Annotated in this window: 16 protein-coding genes and 2 tRNA genes; 12 read left to right on the top strand and 6 right to left on the bottom strand. The window is 63.3% G+C overall.

The window, feature by feature from the left end:
- Positions 1-5: 5 nt before the first annotated feature.
- Genes ACZYZ3_RS04710 through rpmH form a run of 5 tightly spaced genes read right to left on the bottom strand, consistent with a single transcriptional unit; the run spans position 6 to position 2597 of the window.
- Positions 6-623, bottom strand: a complete 618-nt coding sequence (locus ACZYZ3_RS04710) for a Jag family protein (RefSeq protein ID WP_463962673.1) — start codon at positions 621-623, stop codon at positions 6-8.
- Entirely contained in the window at positions 623-1603 is a 981-nt protein-coding gene (gene yidC / locus ACZYZ3_RS04715; protein WP_463962674.1) for a membrane protein insertase YidC, read from the bottom strand. Before yidC ends, ACZYZ3_RS04710 begins: the two co-directional genes overlap by 1 nt.
- A 16-nt stretch (positions 1604-1619) precedes the next feature.
- Entirely contained in the window at positions 1620-2015 is a 396-nt protein-coding gene (yidD, locus tag ACZYZ3_RS04720; protein WP_463962675.1) for a membrane protein insertion efficiency factor YidD, read from the bottom strand.
- Positions 2008-2418, bottom strand: a complete 411-nt coding sequence (rnpA, locus tag ACZYZ3_RS04725; RefSeq protein ID WP_463962676.1) for a ribonuclease P protein component — start codon at positions 2416-2418, stop codon at positions 2008-2010. The genes yidD and rnpA overlap by 8 nt, the downstream gene beginning before the upstream one ends.
- 41 nt (positions 2419-2459) lie before the next feature.
- Positions 2460-2597, bottom strand: a complete 138-nt coding sequence (rpmH, locus tag ACZYZ3_RS04730) for a 50S ribosomal protein L34 (RefSeq protein WP_003800212.1) — start codon at positions 2595-2597, stop codon at positions 2460-2462.
- A 462-nt stretch (positions 2598-3059) separates the two neighbouring features.
- Between rpmH and dnaA the strand changes: the two genes are divergently transcribed.
- The 11 genes from dnaA to ACZYZ3_RS04785 all read left to right on the top strand — a co-directional run bounded on the left by dnaA (position 3060) and on the right by ACZYZ3_RS04785 (position 15381).
- A complete protein-coding gene (dnaA, locus tag ACZYZ3_RS04735; RefSeq protein ID WP_463962677.1) occupies positions 3060-4481 on the top strand; it encodes a chromosomal replication initiator protein DnaA in 1422 nt (473 codons plus the stop codon).
- 532 nt (positions 4482-5013) lie between these two features.
- Positions 5014-6138: a DNA polymerase III subunit beta gene (gene dnaN / locus ACZYZ3_RS04740; protein WP_463962678.1), complete on the top strand. Its 1125-nt coding sequence runs from the start codon at positions 5014-5016 to the stop codon at positions 6136-6138.
- A gap of 96 nt (positions 6139-6234) precedes the next feature.
- Complete coding sequence (gene gnd, locus ACZYZ3_RS04745) at positions 6235-7119, top strand: phosphogluconate dehydrogenase (NAD(+)-dependent, decarboxylating) (RefSeq protein WP_463962679.1); 885 nt, start codon at positions 6235-6237, stop codon at positions 7117-7119.
- Positions 7120-7144: 25 nt separating this feature from the next.
- Positions 7145-8362: a DNA replication/repair protein RecF gene (recF, locus tag ACZYZ3_RS04750; RefSeq protein WP_463962680.1), complete on the top strand. Its 1218-nt coding sequence runs from the start codon at positions 7145-7147 to the stop codon at positions 8360-8362.
- Complete coding sequence (locus ACZYZ3_RS04755) at positions 8355-8918, top strand: DciA family protein (RefSeq protein ID WP_463962681.1); 564 nt, start codon at positions 8355-8357, stop codon at positions 8916-8918. The genes recF and ACZYZ3_RS04755 overlap by 8 nt, the downstream gene beginning before the upstream one ends.
- 433 nt (positions 8919-9351) lie before the next feature.
- Positions 9352-11436, top strand: a complete 2085-nt coding sequence (gene gyrB / locus ACZYZ3_RS04760; RefSeq protein WP_463962682.1) for a DNA topoisomerase (ATP-hydrolyzing) subunit B — start codon at positions 9352-9354, stop codon at positions 11434-11436.
- A gap of 57 nt (positions 11437-11493) precedes the next feature.
- Positions 11494-14229 carry a DNA gyrase subunit A gene (gene gyrA, locus ACZYZ3_RS04765; RefSeq protein ID WP_463962683.1) on the top strand — a complete coding sequence of 912 codons (2736 nt, stop codon included), beginning with the start codon at positions 11494-11496 and terminating at the stop codon, positions 14227-14229.
- The gene (locus ACZYZ3_RS04770) at positions 14226-14876 is read left to right on the top strand and encodes a DUF3566 domain-containing protein (RefSeq protein WP_463962684.1); all 651 of its coding nucleotides are present in this window, start codon (positions 14226-14228) and stop codon (positions 14874-14876) included. Before gyrA ends, ACZYZ3_RS04770 begins: the two co-directional genes overlap by 4 nt.
- A gap of 98 nt (positions 14877-14974) precedes the next feature.
- Positions 14975-15048 (top strand) — tRNA-Ile (locus ACZYZ3_RS04775).
- A 70-nt stretch (positions 15049-15118) separates the two neighbouring features.
- The gene (locus tag ACZYZ3_RS04780; RefSeq protein ID WP_463962685.1) at positions 15119-15235 is read left to right on the top strand and encodes a DLW-39 family protein; all 117 of its coding nucleotides are present in this window, start codon (positions 15119-15121) and stop codon (positions 15233-15235) included.
- A 70-nt stretch (positions 15236-15305) separates the two neighbouring features.
- Positions 15306-15381, top strand: a tRNA-Ala gene (locus ACZYZ3_RS04785).
- Between the two features lie 78 nt (positions 15382-15459).
- Here ACZYZ3_RS04785 and ACZYZ3_RS04790 read toward each other — a convergent pair.
- Complete coding sequence (locus ACZYZ3_RS04790; RefSeq protein WP_463962686.1) at positions 15460-15828, bottom strand: cupin domain-containing protein; 369 nt, start codon at positions 15826-15828, stop codon at positions 15460-15462.
- Between the two features lie 118 nt (positions 15829-15946).
- Between ACZYZ3_RS04790 and ACZYZ3_RS04795 the strand changes: the two genes are divergently transcribed.
- Entirely contained in the window at positions 15947-16861 is a 915-nt protein-coding gene (locus ACZYZ3_RS04795; RefSeq protein WP_463962687.1) for a DMT family transporter, read from the top strand.
- Position 16862 lies beyond the last annotated feature (1 nt).

Raw genomic sequence — 16862 nt, forward strand, 5'->3', positions numbered from 1 at the left:
TGGCTTCAGTCTACGGAAACGACGATGTGGCGGTCAGCGCCTTCGCCTTCGGACTCGCTGATGAGCCCCAGGTCGGCAACGGCGTCGTGCACAATCTTCCGTTCGTAGGCGCTCATCGGGGCGAGGGCCACGGTCTCACCGTGTTCCCTCACTGAAGTGACAGCCTCTTCGGCAATCTTCTGCAGCTCCCCGGCACGCTCCGAGCGGTAGCCGTTGACATCCAGCACCAGCCTGGAACGGTTTTCCGTAGCCGACAGCACAGCAAGCCGGGTCAGTTCCTGCAGGGCTTCGAGGACTTCCCCGTCTTTGCCTACGAGGCTGTCGAGGCCGGCCGACTCTTCCTCAGCGACAATTGAGATGTAGGTGCGGCCATTGCGTACTTCAATATCGATGTCGCCATCGATGTCCGCAATGTCCAGCAGTTCCTCGAGATAATCCGCTGCGACGTCGCCTTCTTCCTCCAGGCGGCTGGCCGAATTGCCCTTGTCCCCGGAGCCCTCGGCGTCATCGGCACCGACTTCTGAGTCACCGTCGTGCTCGGCCTGCTGGACCACACCCAGGGCGCCGTCCTGTTCTTCGATGGCTTCAGTGGAAATAGCGTGTTCGGTGCCTTCGGCAGACATTACTTCCTCTTTCTGTTCTTGCGTTGTGGCTGGACGCGCTGGCTCTTGGCCACGAGGGCCGCGGCGGCGGCAGCTTCAGCGGCCTCGGCCTCGGCTTTCTTGGCGCCCGTCAGGGGCAGCGCCGGCAGGCCCTTGGCGGCACGGCGGTCGGCCAGGGCCTTCGCGGCGGGGGATCCCGGCGTCGGCATGCGGCGGATCACGAAGAACTGCTGCGCCATGGTCCAGAGGTTGGTGGTGGTCCAGTAGATCAGCACGCCGATGGGGAAGTTGATGCCGCCCACACCGAAGACGATCGGCAGGATGTAGAGCATCATCTTCTGCTGCTTCATGAACGGGCTGGCCATCGCCTCTTCGGACATGTTCTTGGCCATAATCTGCTTCTGCGTGATGAACTGCGAGGCCGTCATGGCCAGGATCATCACGATCGACAGGATCCACACCGCGACCACGTTGCCGCCGGGAGGGGTGCCGTGCAGCAGCGTCGCGGACAGCGGGGCGCCGAAGATGCTGGACTTGTCGAACTGAACCACTTGCTCGTGGCTCATGGCACCGATGCCCTTGCCGCTGTTGGCCGCCGACGTAATGCCGGACAGCACGGTGAAGAGGGCAAAGAAGAACGGCATCTGGATCAGCATGGGCAGGCACGCCGAGAACGGGTTGGTGCCGTGCTTCTTGTACATGGCCATCTGTTCCTGGGCCATGGCCTGGCGGGACAGCTGGTCGGTCTTGCCCTTGTACTTGTCCTGCAGCTTCTTCAGATCCGGCTGCAGCAGCTGCATGCCGCGCTGGGCCTTGATCTGCTTGACGAATACGGGAATCAGGGCGGCCCGGATCACCAGCACCAGCCCGATGATGGACAGCGTCCACGTCCAGCCGTTGGCGGCGGGCATGCCGAGGGAGCTCAGGCCGTCGTGGAAGACCACCATGATGGCGGACACAAGCCACTTGAACGGAAACATGATTGTTTCAAAGAAATCCATACGATATCCCTATTCGTTAGGCCGCAGAGCGGCCTTCTCCATCAGTCTGAGCAGCCAGGTATTTGTCCGGATTGTTCAGCACAACAATTGTGGGGGTTCGGCCTGCGGGCCACTCGCAGTCACCGGCGGGGACATGGTCCACACCGCCGGCATTCCAGGGATGGCAGCGCACCAGACGCTTGGCCGCCAGCCAGCTTCCTTTGGCCGCACCGTGGACAGTTATCGCCTCAAGGGCGTAGGCCGAGCAGCTGGGGAAGAAGCGGCAGACCTGGCCGTACAGCGGTGAGACCACCTTGCGGTACGCCAGGAGCAACAGGATGAGGATATTGCGGGGCAGGTTCCAGACTGCCCGGCCCAGCCATAATGCTGCGGATTTTGCAGGAGGGACGACGGCGGCAGTTGAGTTATGCACGCGGGGTCCCTTCCTGTGTTGTCTCGTAGGAAACTGAAGAAGCAGCCTTCGGAAGGCGGCTGCCCAGCCGTTTCATGTTGCTTTCCAAGGCGGCGTCATAGTCTGACCGCAGCTGCTCGAAGCTGGCATCCGCCGAGGCGGGCAGGGCCCGGACCACGATCGCGAATCCGCTGCCATACTGCTGCAACGACAAGGCGCCGACTTCTCTCAGTCTCCTCTTAACGAGGTTCCTGACAACAGCGTTCCCGACACTCTTGGAAACGATGAATCCGATCCGGCTTGGTTCACCGGCAGCGAGAGCTGCCGTATATAACACTACGTTCCGGCGTCCATTGCGGACACCGGAACGTACGGTTGTTGAAAAATCGGTTGATGTCCTCAGACGGTTGCGGGTGGCCAGCACCTTTACACTCGCACAGGGATGTGGACCGACGAGTCAGTTATTTAGGCCGACAGCTCGGTGCGACCCTTGCCACGACGGGCTGCCAGGATGGCACGGCCGGCACGGGTACGCATACGAAGGCGGAAGCCGTGCTTCTTGGCTCGACGGCGGTTATTCGGCTGAAAAGTCCGCTTGCTCACGTTAGTTACTCCAGTGGGATCAAAGGTGCGCCCACCCGATCAAGGGGAAGAACTGGTCGACGCTAAGTTTTGTATGTGCCGCTTCCCTCGACTCGCAAGACGCTGGGCGTCGGGCGAGGTTCAAATGAGGCGAAAAGCGTACACATGGGACTTCACAACGTTAGGGCTTGCCGCCCTCCCGAGTCAAACCGGGGGTCGCGCCGCAGACTTTCCACAGTTGTGGCTAAGTGCCGCGACAGCCTGTGGATGAAGTGCATCACGCACCCCGTTTCGAACTACAACGATGTGATTATCCACAGGACAGATCCCAGCTATCTTCTGCCCTTTTGATCCCCTACAGTGGCTCAGTAGCCCATTATCCACGGACTGTGCATAACCCTGTGGATTATCCGGGGTCCAGTGCGCTGGATCGACCCGCGCGGCTGCAGGTAATGAAGGCAAGCAAGTTTGAGGAACTGATTGATGACAGTAGACGAAGCCAACCAAGCCAACACTGTCGGAAGTTCCTGGCGCCGGGTCGTGAGCCTGCTGGAGAACGATCACCGTGTGTCACCACGGCAGCGTGGCTTCGTCATTCTGGCCCAGGCCCAGGGCCTGATCGGGTCCACCCTGCTGGTGGCCGTGCCGAATGAGCTCACCCGCGAAGTGCTGCAGACACAGGTGAAGGAAGCCCTCGACGACGCCCTCCGCGGAGTATTCTCCGACGAAATCCGCTGCGCGATCGACGTCGACACCGATCTGGTGCCGCTCCACACGGAGCCGGAGCCCGCCGTCGAGCTGTCCCTGGCGGCCGATCCCTCCGTCGAGCTGAAGCCGCAGCCGATGCTGCCCAGCACTTCCCACGAATTTGGCCGGCTCAATCCAAAATATGTCTTCGACACCTTTGTGATCGGTTCCTCCAACCGCTTCGCCCACGCCGCGGCCGTCGCGGTTGCCGAAGCGCCTGCCAAGGCCTACAACCCCCTTTTCATCTACGGTGATTCCGGCCTCGGCAAGACCCACCTGCTCCACGCGATCGGCCACTATGCCCGCCGGCTCTACAGCGGGATCCGGGTCCGGTATGTGAACTCCGAAGAATTCACCAACGACTTCATCAACTCCATCCGTGACGATGAAGGCACCAGCTTCAAAACGACCTACCGCAACGTGGACGTGCTGCTGATTGACGACATCCAGTTCCTCGCCGGCAAGGACCGGACGCTGGAGGAGTTCTTCCACACCTTCAACGCCTTGCACAACAACAACAAGCAGGTGGTCATCACCTCCGACCAGCCACCCAAGCTGCTCGCCGGCTTCGAGGACCGGATGAAATCTCGGTTCGAGTGGGGCCTGCTGACGGACATCCAGCCGCCGGAACTCGAAACCCGGATCGCGATCCTTCGCAAGAAGGCCCTCAGCGAGGGCCTGTCCGCCCCGGACGATGCCTTGGAATACATCGCCTCGAAGATCTCCAGCAACATCCGCGAACTCGAGGGCGCGCTGATCCGCGTCACTGCCTTCGCCAGCCTGAACCGCCAGCCGGTCGACGTCGCCCTGGCCGAGATGGTGCTCAAGGACCTCATCACCGATGACGGGGCCCAGGAGATCACCTCCGCGCAGATCCTCACCCAGACGGCCGACTATTTCAAACTCAGCATGGAAGAACTCTGCAGCAAGTCCCGGACCAGGACCCTGGTAACCGCCCGGCAGATCGCAATGTACCTGTGCCGCGAACTCACCGACATGTCCCTTCCCAAAATCGGGCAGGAACTCGGCGGCCGCGACCACACCACGGTCATCCACGCGGACCGCAAAATCCGTGAACTGATGGCCGAACGCCGAGTGATCTACAACCAGGTGACCGAGCTGACCAACCGGATCAAGCAGCAGCAGCGTAATTCCTGATCTGATTCCTGACCTGACCGGCCGCGCACTCTTACCTTATTAACAGGCACCTGTGGACAAGCCTGTGGATAGTTAAGGGGACAACTGCGGTTAATGGGCTTAAAACCCTTAAGGCACCTGTGGATCAGCGGAACGGCCAAAAATGTTATCCCCATCCACACCCTGTTTAAAACCTGCTCCGCCCACAATCCATGAACAGGGCTTAGCCGCGGCATCGCACGGCCAAACAGGGTTATCCACAGTATCCACAGCAGTTATTAACACTACTAATCCCTAGAAAATGAAATTCCCTCAAATAACAACTTCGATCGACACCCGCACACGTCCCGGAACCGTCCCGGCCCCCGGCCAGAAACCGGCACCGGGCCGGCTGGACCGAACCACACGGATGTAACCCGGAGATGGGAGAATCACACTTCTTGCGGCTAAGCTGTCTGCAGTGTGTCCGTCCTGGACATCTTTTGTAATTCCCTGCCGGGCCCACGGCCCGGCAACCAGTGATGACAGCAGCAATGAAAGGCGGCACCCTTCCGTGAAGTTCAGAGTCGAACGGGACGTCCTGGCAGAAGCCGTGACCTGGGCCGCCCGGTCGTTGTCTCCACGGCCGCCAGTACCCGTACTTTCCGGCCTGCTCCTCAAGGCTGAAGGCGGGACGGTGAGCCTCTCGAGCTTCGACTACGAAACTTCAGCCAGGCTCGAAATCGCTGCCGACATCACCACCGAGGGCACAATTCTGGTCTCAGGACGCTTGCTGGCCGAAATCTGCCGCAGCCTGCCATCCGCACCGGTCGAGATCGAAACCGAGGGCAACAAAGTCACCCTGAGCTGCCGTCGAAGCAGCTTCCACCTGGCCACCATGCCGGAAGCCGAATACCCCCCGCTGCCGGCGCTGCCGCCGATCAGCGGTACGGTCCCGGGCGACTCATTCGCCCAGGCTGTTTCCCAGGTGATCATCGCGGCGAGCAAGGACGACACCCTGCCGATCCTCACCGGTGTGCGGATGGAGATCGAGGACGACCTCATCACGCTGCTGGCCACAGACCGCTACCGGCTCGCCATGCGTGAGGTCCCGTGGAAGCCCGTCACCCCGGGCATCTCCACCAGCGCGCTGGTCAAGGCCAAGACGCTCAACGAAGTCGCGAAGACCTTGGGCGGCAGCGGCGACATCAACCTTGCCCTTGCCGAAGACGACAGCCGGCTCATCGGCTTCGAAAGCGGCGGGCGAACCACAACGTCGCTTCTGGTCGACGGGGACTACCCCAAAATCCGTTCGCTCTTCCCTGAATCCACCCCGATCCACGCGACCGTGCAGACCTCGGAACTGGTCGAGGCCGTGCGCCGAGTCTCCCTCGTGGCCGAACGCAACACCCCGGTCCGGCTCGCCTTCACCCAGGGCCAACTGCACCTCGACGCCGGAACCGGTGAAGACGCGCAGGCCTCGGAAGAACTCGAAGCCCAGCTCACCGGCGATGACATCACCGTTGCCTTCAACCCGCACTACCTGATCGAGGGACTGAGTGTCATTGAGACCAAGTTTGTGCGTTTCTCCTTCACCAGTGCGCCCAAGCCGGCCATGATCACGGCCCAGCAGGAGGCCGACGGCGAGGACCAGGGAGATTACCGTTATCTCGTCATGCCGGTCCGTCTCCCCAACTAGCCGGCAGTTGCTTTCCGGTAGATCCGTTGGAACAGCTAGGCCCCGCTGGCTGGCGCCACCACCGAAACACCCCAGCGCAGAAAAGAGTTCATCTAAGTGCACATTGGACTGATCGGCCTTGGAAAAATGGGTTTCAACATGCGCGAACGGCTGCGCACGGGTGGAATCGTCGTCACCGGTTTTGACCGCAACCCCGACATCACCGACGTTGCGAGCGTGGACGAGTTGATCGCCGCCGTACCGGCACCGCGCCTGATCTGGGTGATGGTGCCCTCCGGCGAGATCACCGACGCCGTGATCACCGAACTTGGCAGCAAGCTCGACGCCGGCGACCTGGTCATCGATGGCGGCAACTCCCGCTTCACCGAAGACCAGAAACACGGGGCAGCACTGGCGGAAAAGAGCATCCGTTTCGCTGATTGCGGTGTTTCCGGCGGGGTCTGGGGCCTGCAGAACGGCTACGGGCTGATGGCCGGCGGCGACGCCGCGGACATCGAACGGGCAATGCCCGTCTTTGATGCCCTTCGTCCCGAAGGTGAACGCGCCGACAGCTTCGTCCATGTGGGCGGGACCGGCGCCGGACACTACGCCAAAATGGTCCACAACGGCATCGAATACGGGCTCATGCAGGCCTATGCAGAAGGCTACGAACTCCTGGCCGCCAAGGACATCGTCACCGACCTTCCCGGCACGTTCCGGGCCTGGCAGAAGGGAACCGTCGTCCGGTCCTGGCTGCTGGACCTCATGGTAAAGGCCCTCGATGAGGACCCCGGCCTGGAATCCATTGACGACTACGTCGAGGATTCCGGCGAGGGCCGCTGGACGGTGGAGGAGGCCATCGCCAACGCCGTGCCCGCCCCCGCCATCACGGCAGCACTCTTTGCCCGCTTCTCCTCCCGCGAGGACAACTCCCCGGCGATGAAGATGGTTTCCGCGCTGCGCCACCAGTTTGGCGGGCATGCGACCCGTCCGGCCAAGTAGTCCTGCCCTGAAGTCCTGACCCGGCGTGTATCTAGAACAACTTTCGCTCACAGATTTCCGCAGTTATGAACAGGTGGAGCTCCGCCTGGAACCCGGGGTTACGGTGCTGGTCGGCTCAAATGGGATCGGCAAAACCAACCTGGTGGAAGCCATCGGATACTTGGCCACTCTGAGTTCACACCGGGTCAGTTCCGATGCGCCGCTGCTGCGGTTCGGCACCGAACGGGCCATGATCCGCGCGAAACTGGTCCGCGGCGAACAGTCAACCGTGCTCGAACTGGAAATCAACAGTTCCCGCGCCAACCGCGCCCGGATCAACCGCAGCAATCCGGTCCGGGCCCGGGACATCCTCGGTATCTGCCAGACAGTCCTGTTCGCTCCGGAGGACCTGGCCCTGGTCAAGGGTGATCCGTCCAGCCGGCGCCGTTTCCTCGATGAGCTTCTGGTCAGCCTCATCCCGCGGCACGCGGCCACCCGCAGCGATTACGACCGGGTGTTGAAGCAGCGCAACGCGCTGCTGAAGTCCGCCCGCGCCGGAAAGTTCAGCACAGGGCATGAGGCCACCCTCGACGTCTGGGACCAGCACATGGCCCGGGCTGGCGCCGAGCTGCTGCATGCTCGGCTCGGACTAGTGGAACTGCTTCGGCCCCACCTCAGGAACTCCTACACCCAACTGACCGACGGGTTCAAGGAAGCGGGTGCCATCTACCATTCCACGCTGCAGGGTGCCGTGGAGGACGACGGTGTCGTGCCGGAAGCCGGCTTGCGTCGTGGATCCGTATCCGGTTCGGGCCCGGACGCTGCCGGGGCCGCCGAGAACCTCCGGCTGCTCTCCGTCAACGAACTTACCGAACGCTACGTCCGGGCCTTCGCCTCCTCACGGCGCAGGGAACTGGAACGCGGAATCTCCCTCGTTGGCCCGCACCGCGATGAGCTCGAATTGGTCCTGGGGGAAGCCCCCGCGAAGGGGTATGCCTCTCATGGGGAGACGTGGTCCATGTGCCTGTCCCTGCGGCTGGCGTCGTACTATGTGATGCTCGACGACGCCCGGACCGGAGGATCCGCCCCGATCCTGATACTGGACGACGTTTTTGCCGAGCTTGACGTCCAGCGGCGGCGTAAACTGGCCGCAATAGTATCCGGCGCCGAGCAGGTGCTCGTGACTGCCGCCGTCGAGGCCGATATCCCGGCCGAACTGGCCGGGCGGCGGGTGAAGGTAATCCCGGGAGGAATCGATGAATAAGGATACCGACGGCGGCCTGCAGCCGGGCCGGGATCCCGACGACATCGACGCCGCCCAGTCGGCACTGAACAGGATGCGCGAGGCGGCTGCGTCCCGCGGAGAAATCCGGCGCAAGGCCCCGCCGCGGCCAGGCAGCACCCCGCAGAAGACTGGCCGGAGTTCCGGCAGCACCCGCGGCTTCGGACAATTCCACGGCACCGGCCGGGACCCGATGGGGCTCGGCAAGGTGGTTGGCCGTCTCGTCGCGGAGCGCGGCTGGAGTTCCCCGGTCGCCGTCGGGTCGGTGATGGCCGAGTGGGCCACACTCGTGGGACCGGAGATTTCCGCCCACTGCACCCCGGAGAGTTTTACCGACACGACCCTCCACGTCCGCTGTGATTCCACCGCCTGGGCAACCCAGCTGCGCCTGCTCAGCCTGAGCCTGCTGGAGAAATTCCGCACCGAACTCGGCGACGGCGTCGTGACCAAGATCCAGGTCCTCGGACCGGCCGCGCCGAGCTGGCGCAAGGGCAGCCGGACCGTCAACGGACGCGGCCCCCGGGACACTTACGGATAACTCCGGATGGCTCTGCATCGCTGCCGCGGGCCCCGGCACCACCAGATCTGAAGCACTCCTTGCAAAACTCTTGAAAAATCCCCAAACGGCGTGTAGGGCGCTCAGACGCGCCGGAGTCGTATAGGAACCCGCATCCGGTAGTCCTGGAGCCTTCCAGGTGGAGCCGGTGGCCTCCCAGCGGTACTTTCCTCCCCGTTTGGCCCTCTGGAATGCGGGTTTAGTCCCTATAACACGGTAGAATCGTGGAAGATAACTGGGCGCCGGTGAAACGTTGACTGAGTCCGTTTCCGACGCAATATCCGCGTGCGGTAGACGGATCCTCGAGCCAGCATCACAACCGGTGGCATCAGTGACGTGCCCGTTGGCTGTGGCTGTTTCCTCCGGGAAGGGGCAACGGCCCGCCTATAACGAAAAAGAGGAGTCGAAAGCGCCTGTGGCTAACGACAATGCAGAGATCCCGGCAGTGGAACCAGTAGCGGCGGGAACGGCGGACACCCCGCCGGAAGCCGCAACTCCCCACGGCTACGGCGCCAGCGACATCACGGTGCTCGAAGGCCTGGAAGCTGTCCGGAAACGTCCCGGCATGTACATCGGTTCCACCGGACCGCGCGGTTTGCACCACCTGGTCTATGAAGTTGTGGACAACTCGGTGGACGAGGCCCTCGCCGGGTACTGCACCCACATCGAAATCGTGCTGCAGGCGGACGGCGGGGTCAAGGTGGTCGACAACGGCCGCGGCATTCCCGTCGACATGCACCCGACCGAGCACAAGCCCACCGTGGAGGTTGTAATGACCATCCTGCACGCGGGCGGCAAGTTTGGCGGCGGCGGCTACGCCGTATCCGGCGGCCTGCATGGCGTGGGCATCTCCGTCGTCAACGCTCTCTCGAGCCGCGTCGACACCGAGGTCCGCCGGCAGGGCCACGTCTGGCGGATGTCCTTCGCCGACGGCGGCAAACCGCAAGGCGGCCTGATCCAGGGTGAAGAGACAACTGAAAACGGCACCACCCAGACGTTCTACCCGGATGCCAGCATCTTCGAGTCCACGGATTTCGATTTCGAAACGCTCCGCGCACGCTTCCAGCAGATGGCCTTCCTGAACAAGGGACTGCGGATCACCCTCACCGATGAGCGGCGCGCCACCGAGGAACCGTCCGAGGACGGGGACCTGGACCTCGACGCCGTACCGACCGAAGGTGAAGTCCCGGCCGAGTTCCACACCGTCGTGTACCAGTACGACGACGGTCTGCTGGACTACGTGAAACACCTCAACTCCGGCAAGAAGGTCGATGTGGTCCACGAGGACGTCATCGCGTTCGAAACCGAGGACAAGGAACGGCACATCGCCCTGGAAATGGCGATGCAGTGGACCAACGCCTACTCCGAGAGCGTCCACACCTACGCCAACACCATCAACACCCACGAGGGCGGCACCCACGAAGAGGGGTTCCGCGCCGCGATGACCTCGCTGATCAACCGCTACGCGCGGGAGAAGAGCATCATCAAGGAGAAGGATGACAACCTCACCGGGGACGACATCCGCGAAGGCCTCACGGCAGTCATCTCGGTCAAGCTGGCCGAGCCGCAGTTCGAGGGCCAGACCAAGACCAAACTCGGCAACTCCGAGGTGAAGGGCTTCGTCCAGCGCGTCGTCACGGACGGACTGGGCGACTGGCTCGAACGCAACCCCGGCCCGGCCCGCGACGTCATCCGCAAGGCCATCTCGGCAGCCCAGGCCCGGATGGCAGCGCGCAAGGCCCGCGACAACGCCCGCCGCAAGAGCCCGCTGGAATCCTTTGGCATGCCCGGCAAACTCTCCGACTGTTCCTCGAAAAACCCCGAGAAGTGCGAGGTCTACATCGTGGAGGGCGACTCCGCCGGCGGCTCGGCCAAACGCGGGCGCAACCCGGAAACCCAGGCCATCCTGCCGCTGCGCGGCAAGATCCTGAACGTGGAACGGGCCCGGCTGGACAAGGCCCTGGGCAACGCCGAGGTCCAGTCCATGATTACCGCGTTCGGTACGGGGATCGGCGAGGACTTCGACCTGAGCAAACTGCGCTACCACAAGATCGTCCTCATGGCCGATGCCGACGTTGACGGCCAGCACATCACCACCCTGCTGATGACCCTGCTGTTCCGCTACATGCGCCCGCTGATCGAAAACGGCTACGTCTACCTCGCACAGCCGCCGCTGTACCGGATCAAGTGGTCCAATGCCCCGCACGACTACGTCTACAGCGACCGGGAACGCGACGCGCGGCTGCTGTCCGGCCAGGCCGCCGGCCGCCGCATCCCCAAGGACAACGGCATTCAGCGCTACAAGGGCCTCGGCGAGATGGACTACACGGAACTGTGGGACACCACCATGGACCCGGATCACCGCACCCTTCTGCAGGTCACTATGGACGATGCCCTGGCGGCGGACCAGACCTTCTCCACCCTGATGGGCGAAGACGTCGAATCGCGCCGAAACTTCATTCAGCAGAACGCCAAGGACGTTCGGTTCCTCGATATCTAGCGCCAAGGCCCTAAATATTCCCGAACTGATATATACCTGAAACGGAAAATATAGACTATGAGTGACGAAACACCAGAAGTTCCGGCTGGCCCGGCCGGTGCCGAGCCCGTTCTCGAGGGCACGGTAATTGACACCCAGGTGTTGACCGACCGCGTTGAACAGGTGGACCTGCAAACGGAAATGCAGCGTTCCTACCTTGACTATGCGATGGCAGTGATTGTGGGCCGCGCCCTCCCGGACGTCCGCGACGGCCTCAAACCGGTCCACCGCCGGGTGCTCTATGCGATGTTCGACGGCGGCTACCGCCCGGAACGGTCCTTCAACAAGTGTGCCCGCGTGGTCGGCGAGGTCATGGGCCAGTACCACCCGCACGGCGACACCGCCATCTACGATGCTCTGGTCCGCCTGATCCAGGACTGGACGATGCGCTACCCGCTGGCGCTCGGCCAGGGCAACTTCGGTTCTCCCGGCAATGACGGCGCTGCTGCGCCGCGCTATACGGAGACGAAGATGGCCCCGCTGGCCATGGAAATGGTCCGCGACATCGATGAGGAAACCGTCGACTTCCAGGACAACTACGACGGAAAAAACCAGGAACCCACCATCCTGCCGGCGCGTTTCCCTAACCTGCTGGTTAATGGCTCCTCGGGCATCGCCGTCGGCATGGCCACCAACATCCCGCCGCACAACCTCCGTGAGGTTGCCGACGGCGTGCAGTGGTACCTGTCCAACCCGACCGCAAGCCGCGAGGAACTGCTCGAAGAGCTGATCGTGCGCATCAAGGGACCCGACTTCCCGACCGGCGCCACCATCCTGGGCCACAAGGGGATCGAGGACGCCTACCGCACGGGACGCGGGTCGATCACCATGCGTGCTGTGGTTAGCGTGGAGGAACTCCAGGGTCGCACCTGCCTGGTGGTTACGGAGCTGCCGTACCAGGCCAATCCTGACAACCTGGCGATCAAGATTGCCGAGCTCGTCAAGGACGGCAAGATTTCTGGTATCGCGGACCTGCGTGATGAAACCTCGGGACGCACCGGCCAGCGCCTGGTAATCGTGCTCAAGCGCGACGCCGTCGCTAAGGTGGTGCTGAACAACCTCTACAAGCACACCCAGCTGCAGGACAATTTCGCGGCCAACATGCTGGCCATCGTCGACGGGGTGCCCCGCACACTGAGCCTGGATGCGTTTATCCGCCACTGGGTCACCCACCAGATGGATGTCATTGCACGCCGCACCCGGTACCGCCTCCGCAAGGCCGAGGAGGAAGCGCACATCCTGCGCGCCCTCCTCAAGGCGCTCGACGCGCTCGACGAAGTCATCGCGCTGATTCGGGCCTCGAACACCACCGAAGCGGCCCGCGACGGCCTGATGCAGCTCCTGGACATCGATGAACTCCAGGCCCGTGCCATCCTGGACATGCAGCTGCGCCGGCTCGCGGCACTGGAACGCCAGAAGATCCAGGACCGGCACTCCGAACTCGAAGCCTTGATCGCCGAGTACAACTCGATTCTGGCCTCCGAGGAACGCCAGCGCGGGATCATCAGCACCGAGCTGGGTGAAATAGTGGCCAAGCACGGTGATGACCGCCGCACCAAGGTCCTGCTGGGCTTCGACGGCGACATGTCGATGGAGGACCTGATTCCCGAAGAGGAAATGGTCGTCACCATCACCCGGGGCGGCTACGTCAAGCGCACCAGGAGCGACAACTACCGCTCGCAGCAGCGCGGCGGCAAGGGTATCAAGGGCGCGCAGCTGCGCGGCGACGACGTCGTCGAGCACTTCTTCGTGACCACAACCCACCACTGGCTGCTGTTCTTCACGAACCTCGGCCGGGTGTACCGGGCCAAGGCGTACGAGCTCGTGGAAGCCGGTCGCGACGCCAAGGGCCAGCACGTGGCTAATCTGCTTGCTTTCCAGCCGGACGAGCACATCGCCCAGGTGCTGGACCTGCGGGATTACCAGCAATCGCCGTACCTGGTCCTGGCCACAAAGCGCGGCCTGGTGAAGAAGACCCGCCTCGAGGATTACGACACCAACCGCTCCGCGGGCGTCATTGCGATTAACCTCCGCGACGGCGATGAGCTGGTTTCCGCCCAGCTGGTCTCGGAGACGGATGATCTCATGCTCGTCTCCCGCATGGGCCAGTCGATCCGCTTTACCGCCACCGATGAGGCCCTTCGACCGATGGGCCGGGCGACGTCCGGTGTCACCGGAATGAAGTTCCGCGAGGACGATGAACTGCTGGCGGCGGATGTGGTCACGGACGGTTCCTTCGTGTTTGTCGTGACCGAGGGAGGCTATGCAAAGCGCACCGCTGTGGAGGAATACCGCCTCCAGGGCCGTGGCGGCCTCGGTATCAAGGTCGGCAAGTACCAGGAGGAGCGCGGCCACCTCGTGGGCGCCCTGATTGTCCAGGAAGAAGACGAGGTCCTGGTGGTCATGGAAGGCGGCAAGGTGGTGCGTTCCTCCGTGGCGGGAGTGCCGGCCAAGGGGCGCGACACCATGGGTGTCATCTTCGCCAAGCCGGACAAGAATGATCGCATCATCGAGGTGGCGCGCAACAGCGAACGGGGCCTTGAAACCGAGGACGGGTCCGAAGGACAAGACACAGGCGAAGATGTCGTCGATGCTGACGAAAGTCAGGCATCGGCGGCGGATGACGTAACGTTGGCTGAAAATACCGGATCACATGAGGGGTCCGCAGCGGAAGAATCAGCACCGGCCCCGGAATCAGATGAGTCATCGGGCAATGCCGAGCTGGACGAAGACAACACCGGAGGTAACGAGTGAGTAATTCCGACTCATATCCCAAGTCGAACAGCGGCGTTCCCGGCGGAGTGCGGCAGCCTGCCGCCGCGCCCCGGGTAGGCGCGCCGTCCCGTCCCGAGCAGCGGCCCGGGGTGGCAAGCGGCGCCACGGGCACGACCCAGAGGCCGCAGGTGCCCGGCCAGGGTCCGGTCCAGGGACGCCCGGTGACTCCCGGACAGCGCCCGGCCACCCCCGGACAACGTCCGGGCCAGAACAGCCCGGGGCAGAACACCACCGGGCTGATCAAGCCGGCCCCCAAGGCCAAGGTCCGCCGCGCACGCCTGCTGGTGAGCAAGGTTGACCCCTGGTCCGTGCTGAAGATGGCCTTCCTGCTCTCGGTGGCCCTGGGCATCGTGACCGTCGTGGCCGCGATTGTGCTCTGGACGGTCCTGGACCTGACGGGAATCTTTGACCAGGTCGACGGTCTACTCGGCACTCTGGCCGGCTCCGAAGGTGGCGGCTTTGAATTGAAGAAAGTCGCTTCGCTGGGACAGGTGGCGTCCTTCGCCACCATCATCGCCGTCATCAACGTGGTTCTGCTGACGGCGCTCTCGATGCTCTCGGCCGTGCTGTACAACATCTCGGCCACCCTGGTGGGCGGCATCGGCGTCACCCTTACGGACGACTAAAACCCAGAGTTTTCCCGGAATTTTCCCGGGAAAATGCCTCGATTTGAGATCGGGCCGGGATGTGCTGTAAAGTCGTATCTCGGCCCGATGAGGCATCGGGGCGTATAGCTCAGGCGGTTAGAGCGCTTCGCTGATAACGAAGAGGTCCCAGGTTCAAGTCCTGGTACGCCCACGGAATCTGTACGGATTCAAGTGGAGGTCCGGTTGATATTTGTTTATCGCCGAACCGGAACGGGGTGCATGTGAAGAAGTTGCTCGTTGTTGCAGCTACGATCGCAGGCGTCCTGCTCTACAAGAAAGTGCAGGAATCCGAGACCCGGAAAACGGTCTGGAGCGACTCGACCGATACGGTTGAGTAGCCCGGATTCCCGGATGGGGGCCAGAAAACGGCTCACCGAACTGGGGTATGATAGTCGGGTTGCTTCTTATGGGGGCATGGCGCAATTGGTAGCGCACCTGCTTTGCAAGCAGGGGGTTCGGGGTTCGAGTCCCCGTGCCTCCACCATAGGAAAGGCCCCGGATCGCGGAAACGCGATCCGGGGCCTTTTGCATGCCCCCGGGCTGCCGGCCGGGGAACGGCTCCTTATTCCTTGGGCTTGGCGTAGTCGTCCATGCCCTGCCAGTCGATGAAGACGTATGGCTCGTCGCCGACGACCCACGCGTCGTGCCCCGCCGGGATGATGCCGAAGTCACCCGGGCCGAACTCGTTTTCCTCGCCGCTGTCCATCACGACCTTGAGGTGGCCCGAGATGGTGTAGCCCTTGTGGGCAACCATGCAGCTGTCTGTCTGGGCGATGGGCTTGACGTGCAAGGACCACTTCCAACCCGGCAGGAACGTCGCGCGTGCCACGGCACCAGCGTCGAGATTGACGAGCTCCACCTGGCCCATGCCGTCTTTAACGGGACGGGTCTCCTCCGGACTGTCCAGGCTCTTGCGAATGGTTGAAGCCATGATGGTCTCCTTTTGTGGATGAACGTGAGACCGGATTTAAGGCTGGCACCACCGCCTGCCACGGTCAAGGGTGCAGGCGTGCCGGGTGGCAGTTGCGCGCCCCCACTAGTGTTGGATCGTGAACTTCTTCCTTGCCGCACTGGGCGTCCTCGGTGTGGCCTCGTCCGGGCCGCTCATTGCCGCCACCCTGGGGGCCACCTCCGTCAGTGCCCTGGCGATCGCCTTCTGGCGCAACGCCATCGGGTCGGTCGTCATGGCGGGGCCCGTGCTGGTCCGCAACCCCCGTCAGTTCGGCCGGGTCACCGGCAGGGAATTTCGCTGGTCCCTGGTTGCGGCCGTCGCCCTGGCGCTGCACTTCGCCTGCTTCATCACCTCGCTGCAGTTGACCTCGGTTGCGGCGGCCACCGCCCTCGTCTGCCTGCAGTCCGGCTGGATCGCCGTCTTTCAGCTCTTCCGCGGCGTCAAACACCGCTGGCCGGTCCTGGTAGGCCTGGGGATCGCGTTTGGCGGTGTCGTCGCCATTACCGGGTTCGACATGGGCACCTCTCCGGAGGCACTGCTGGGTGACCTGCTGGCGGTGGCCGGCGGAGCCCTGGCCGGTGTCTACACACTCGCCGGGGGCAAAGCGCGCCAGACCATGGGGACGGGCGTCTACACGACCCTGTGTTACGGGATGTGCGCAGCCGTCGTGGCGGTGCTGGCACTGTTCACGCAGCAGCCACTGGCAGGGTTTGAGGCCGCCGGCTGGATCGGCATCCTGGCGATCACGGTGTGCGCCCAGCTGATCGGTCACACCGCATTCAACCATCTGCTCGCCACCATGAGTCCGCTGCTGGTGTCCATGATCATCCTGCTGGAGATTCCGGGGGCCGCACTGCTCGCCGCCGCCTTCCTGTCCGAGACCCTGCCGGCCGGGACCTACGCCGGCCTGGCCATGATCCTCGTGGGGCTCGCCGTCGTCGTCCTGGGGCAACGCAGTTCACGCGGAGTGCGGCGCCCTGCCGCAGGGCTTGCGGAGCTGGGGACGGACTGAA

It is taken from the genome of Pseudarthrobacter linnaei, assembly GCF_055412825.1.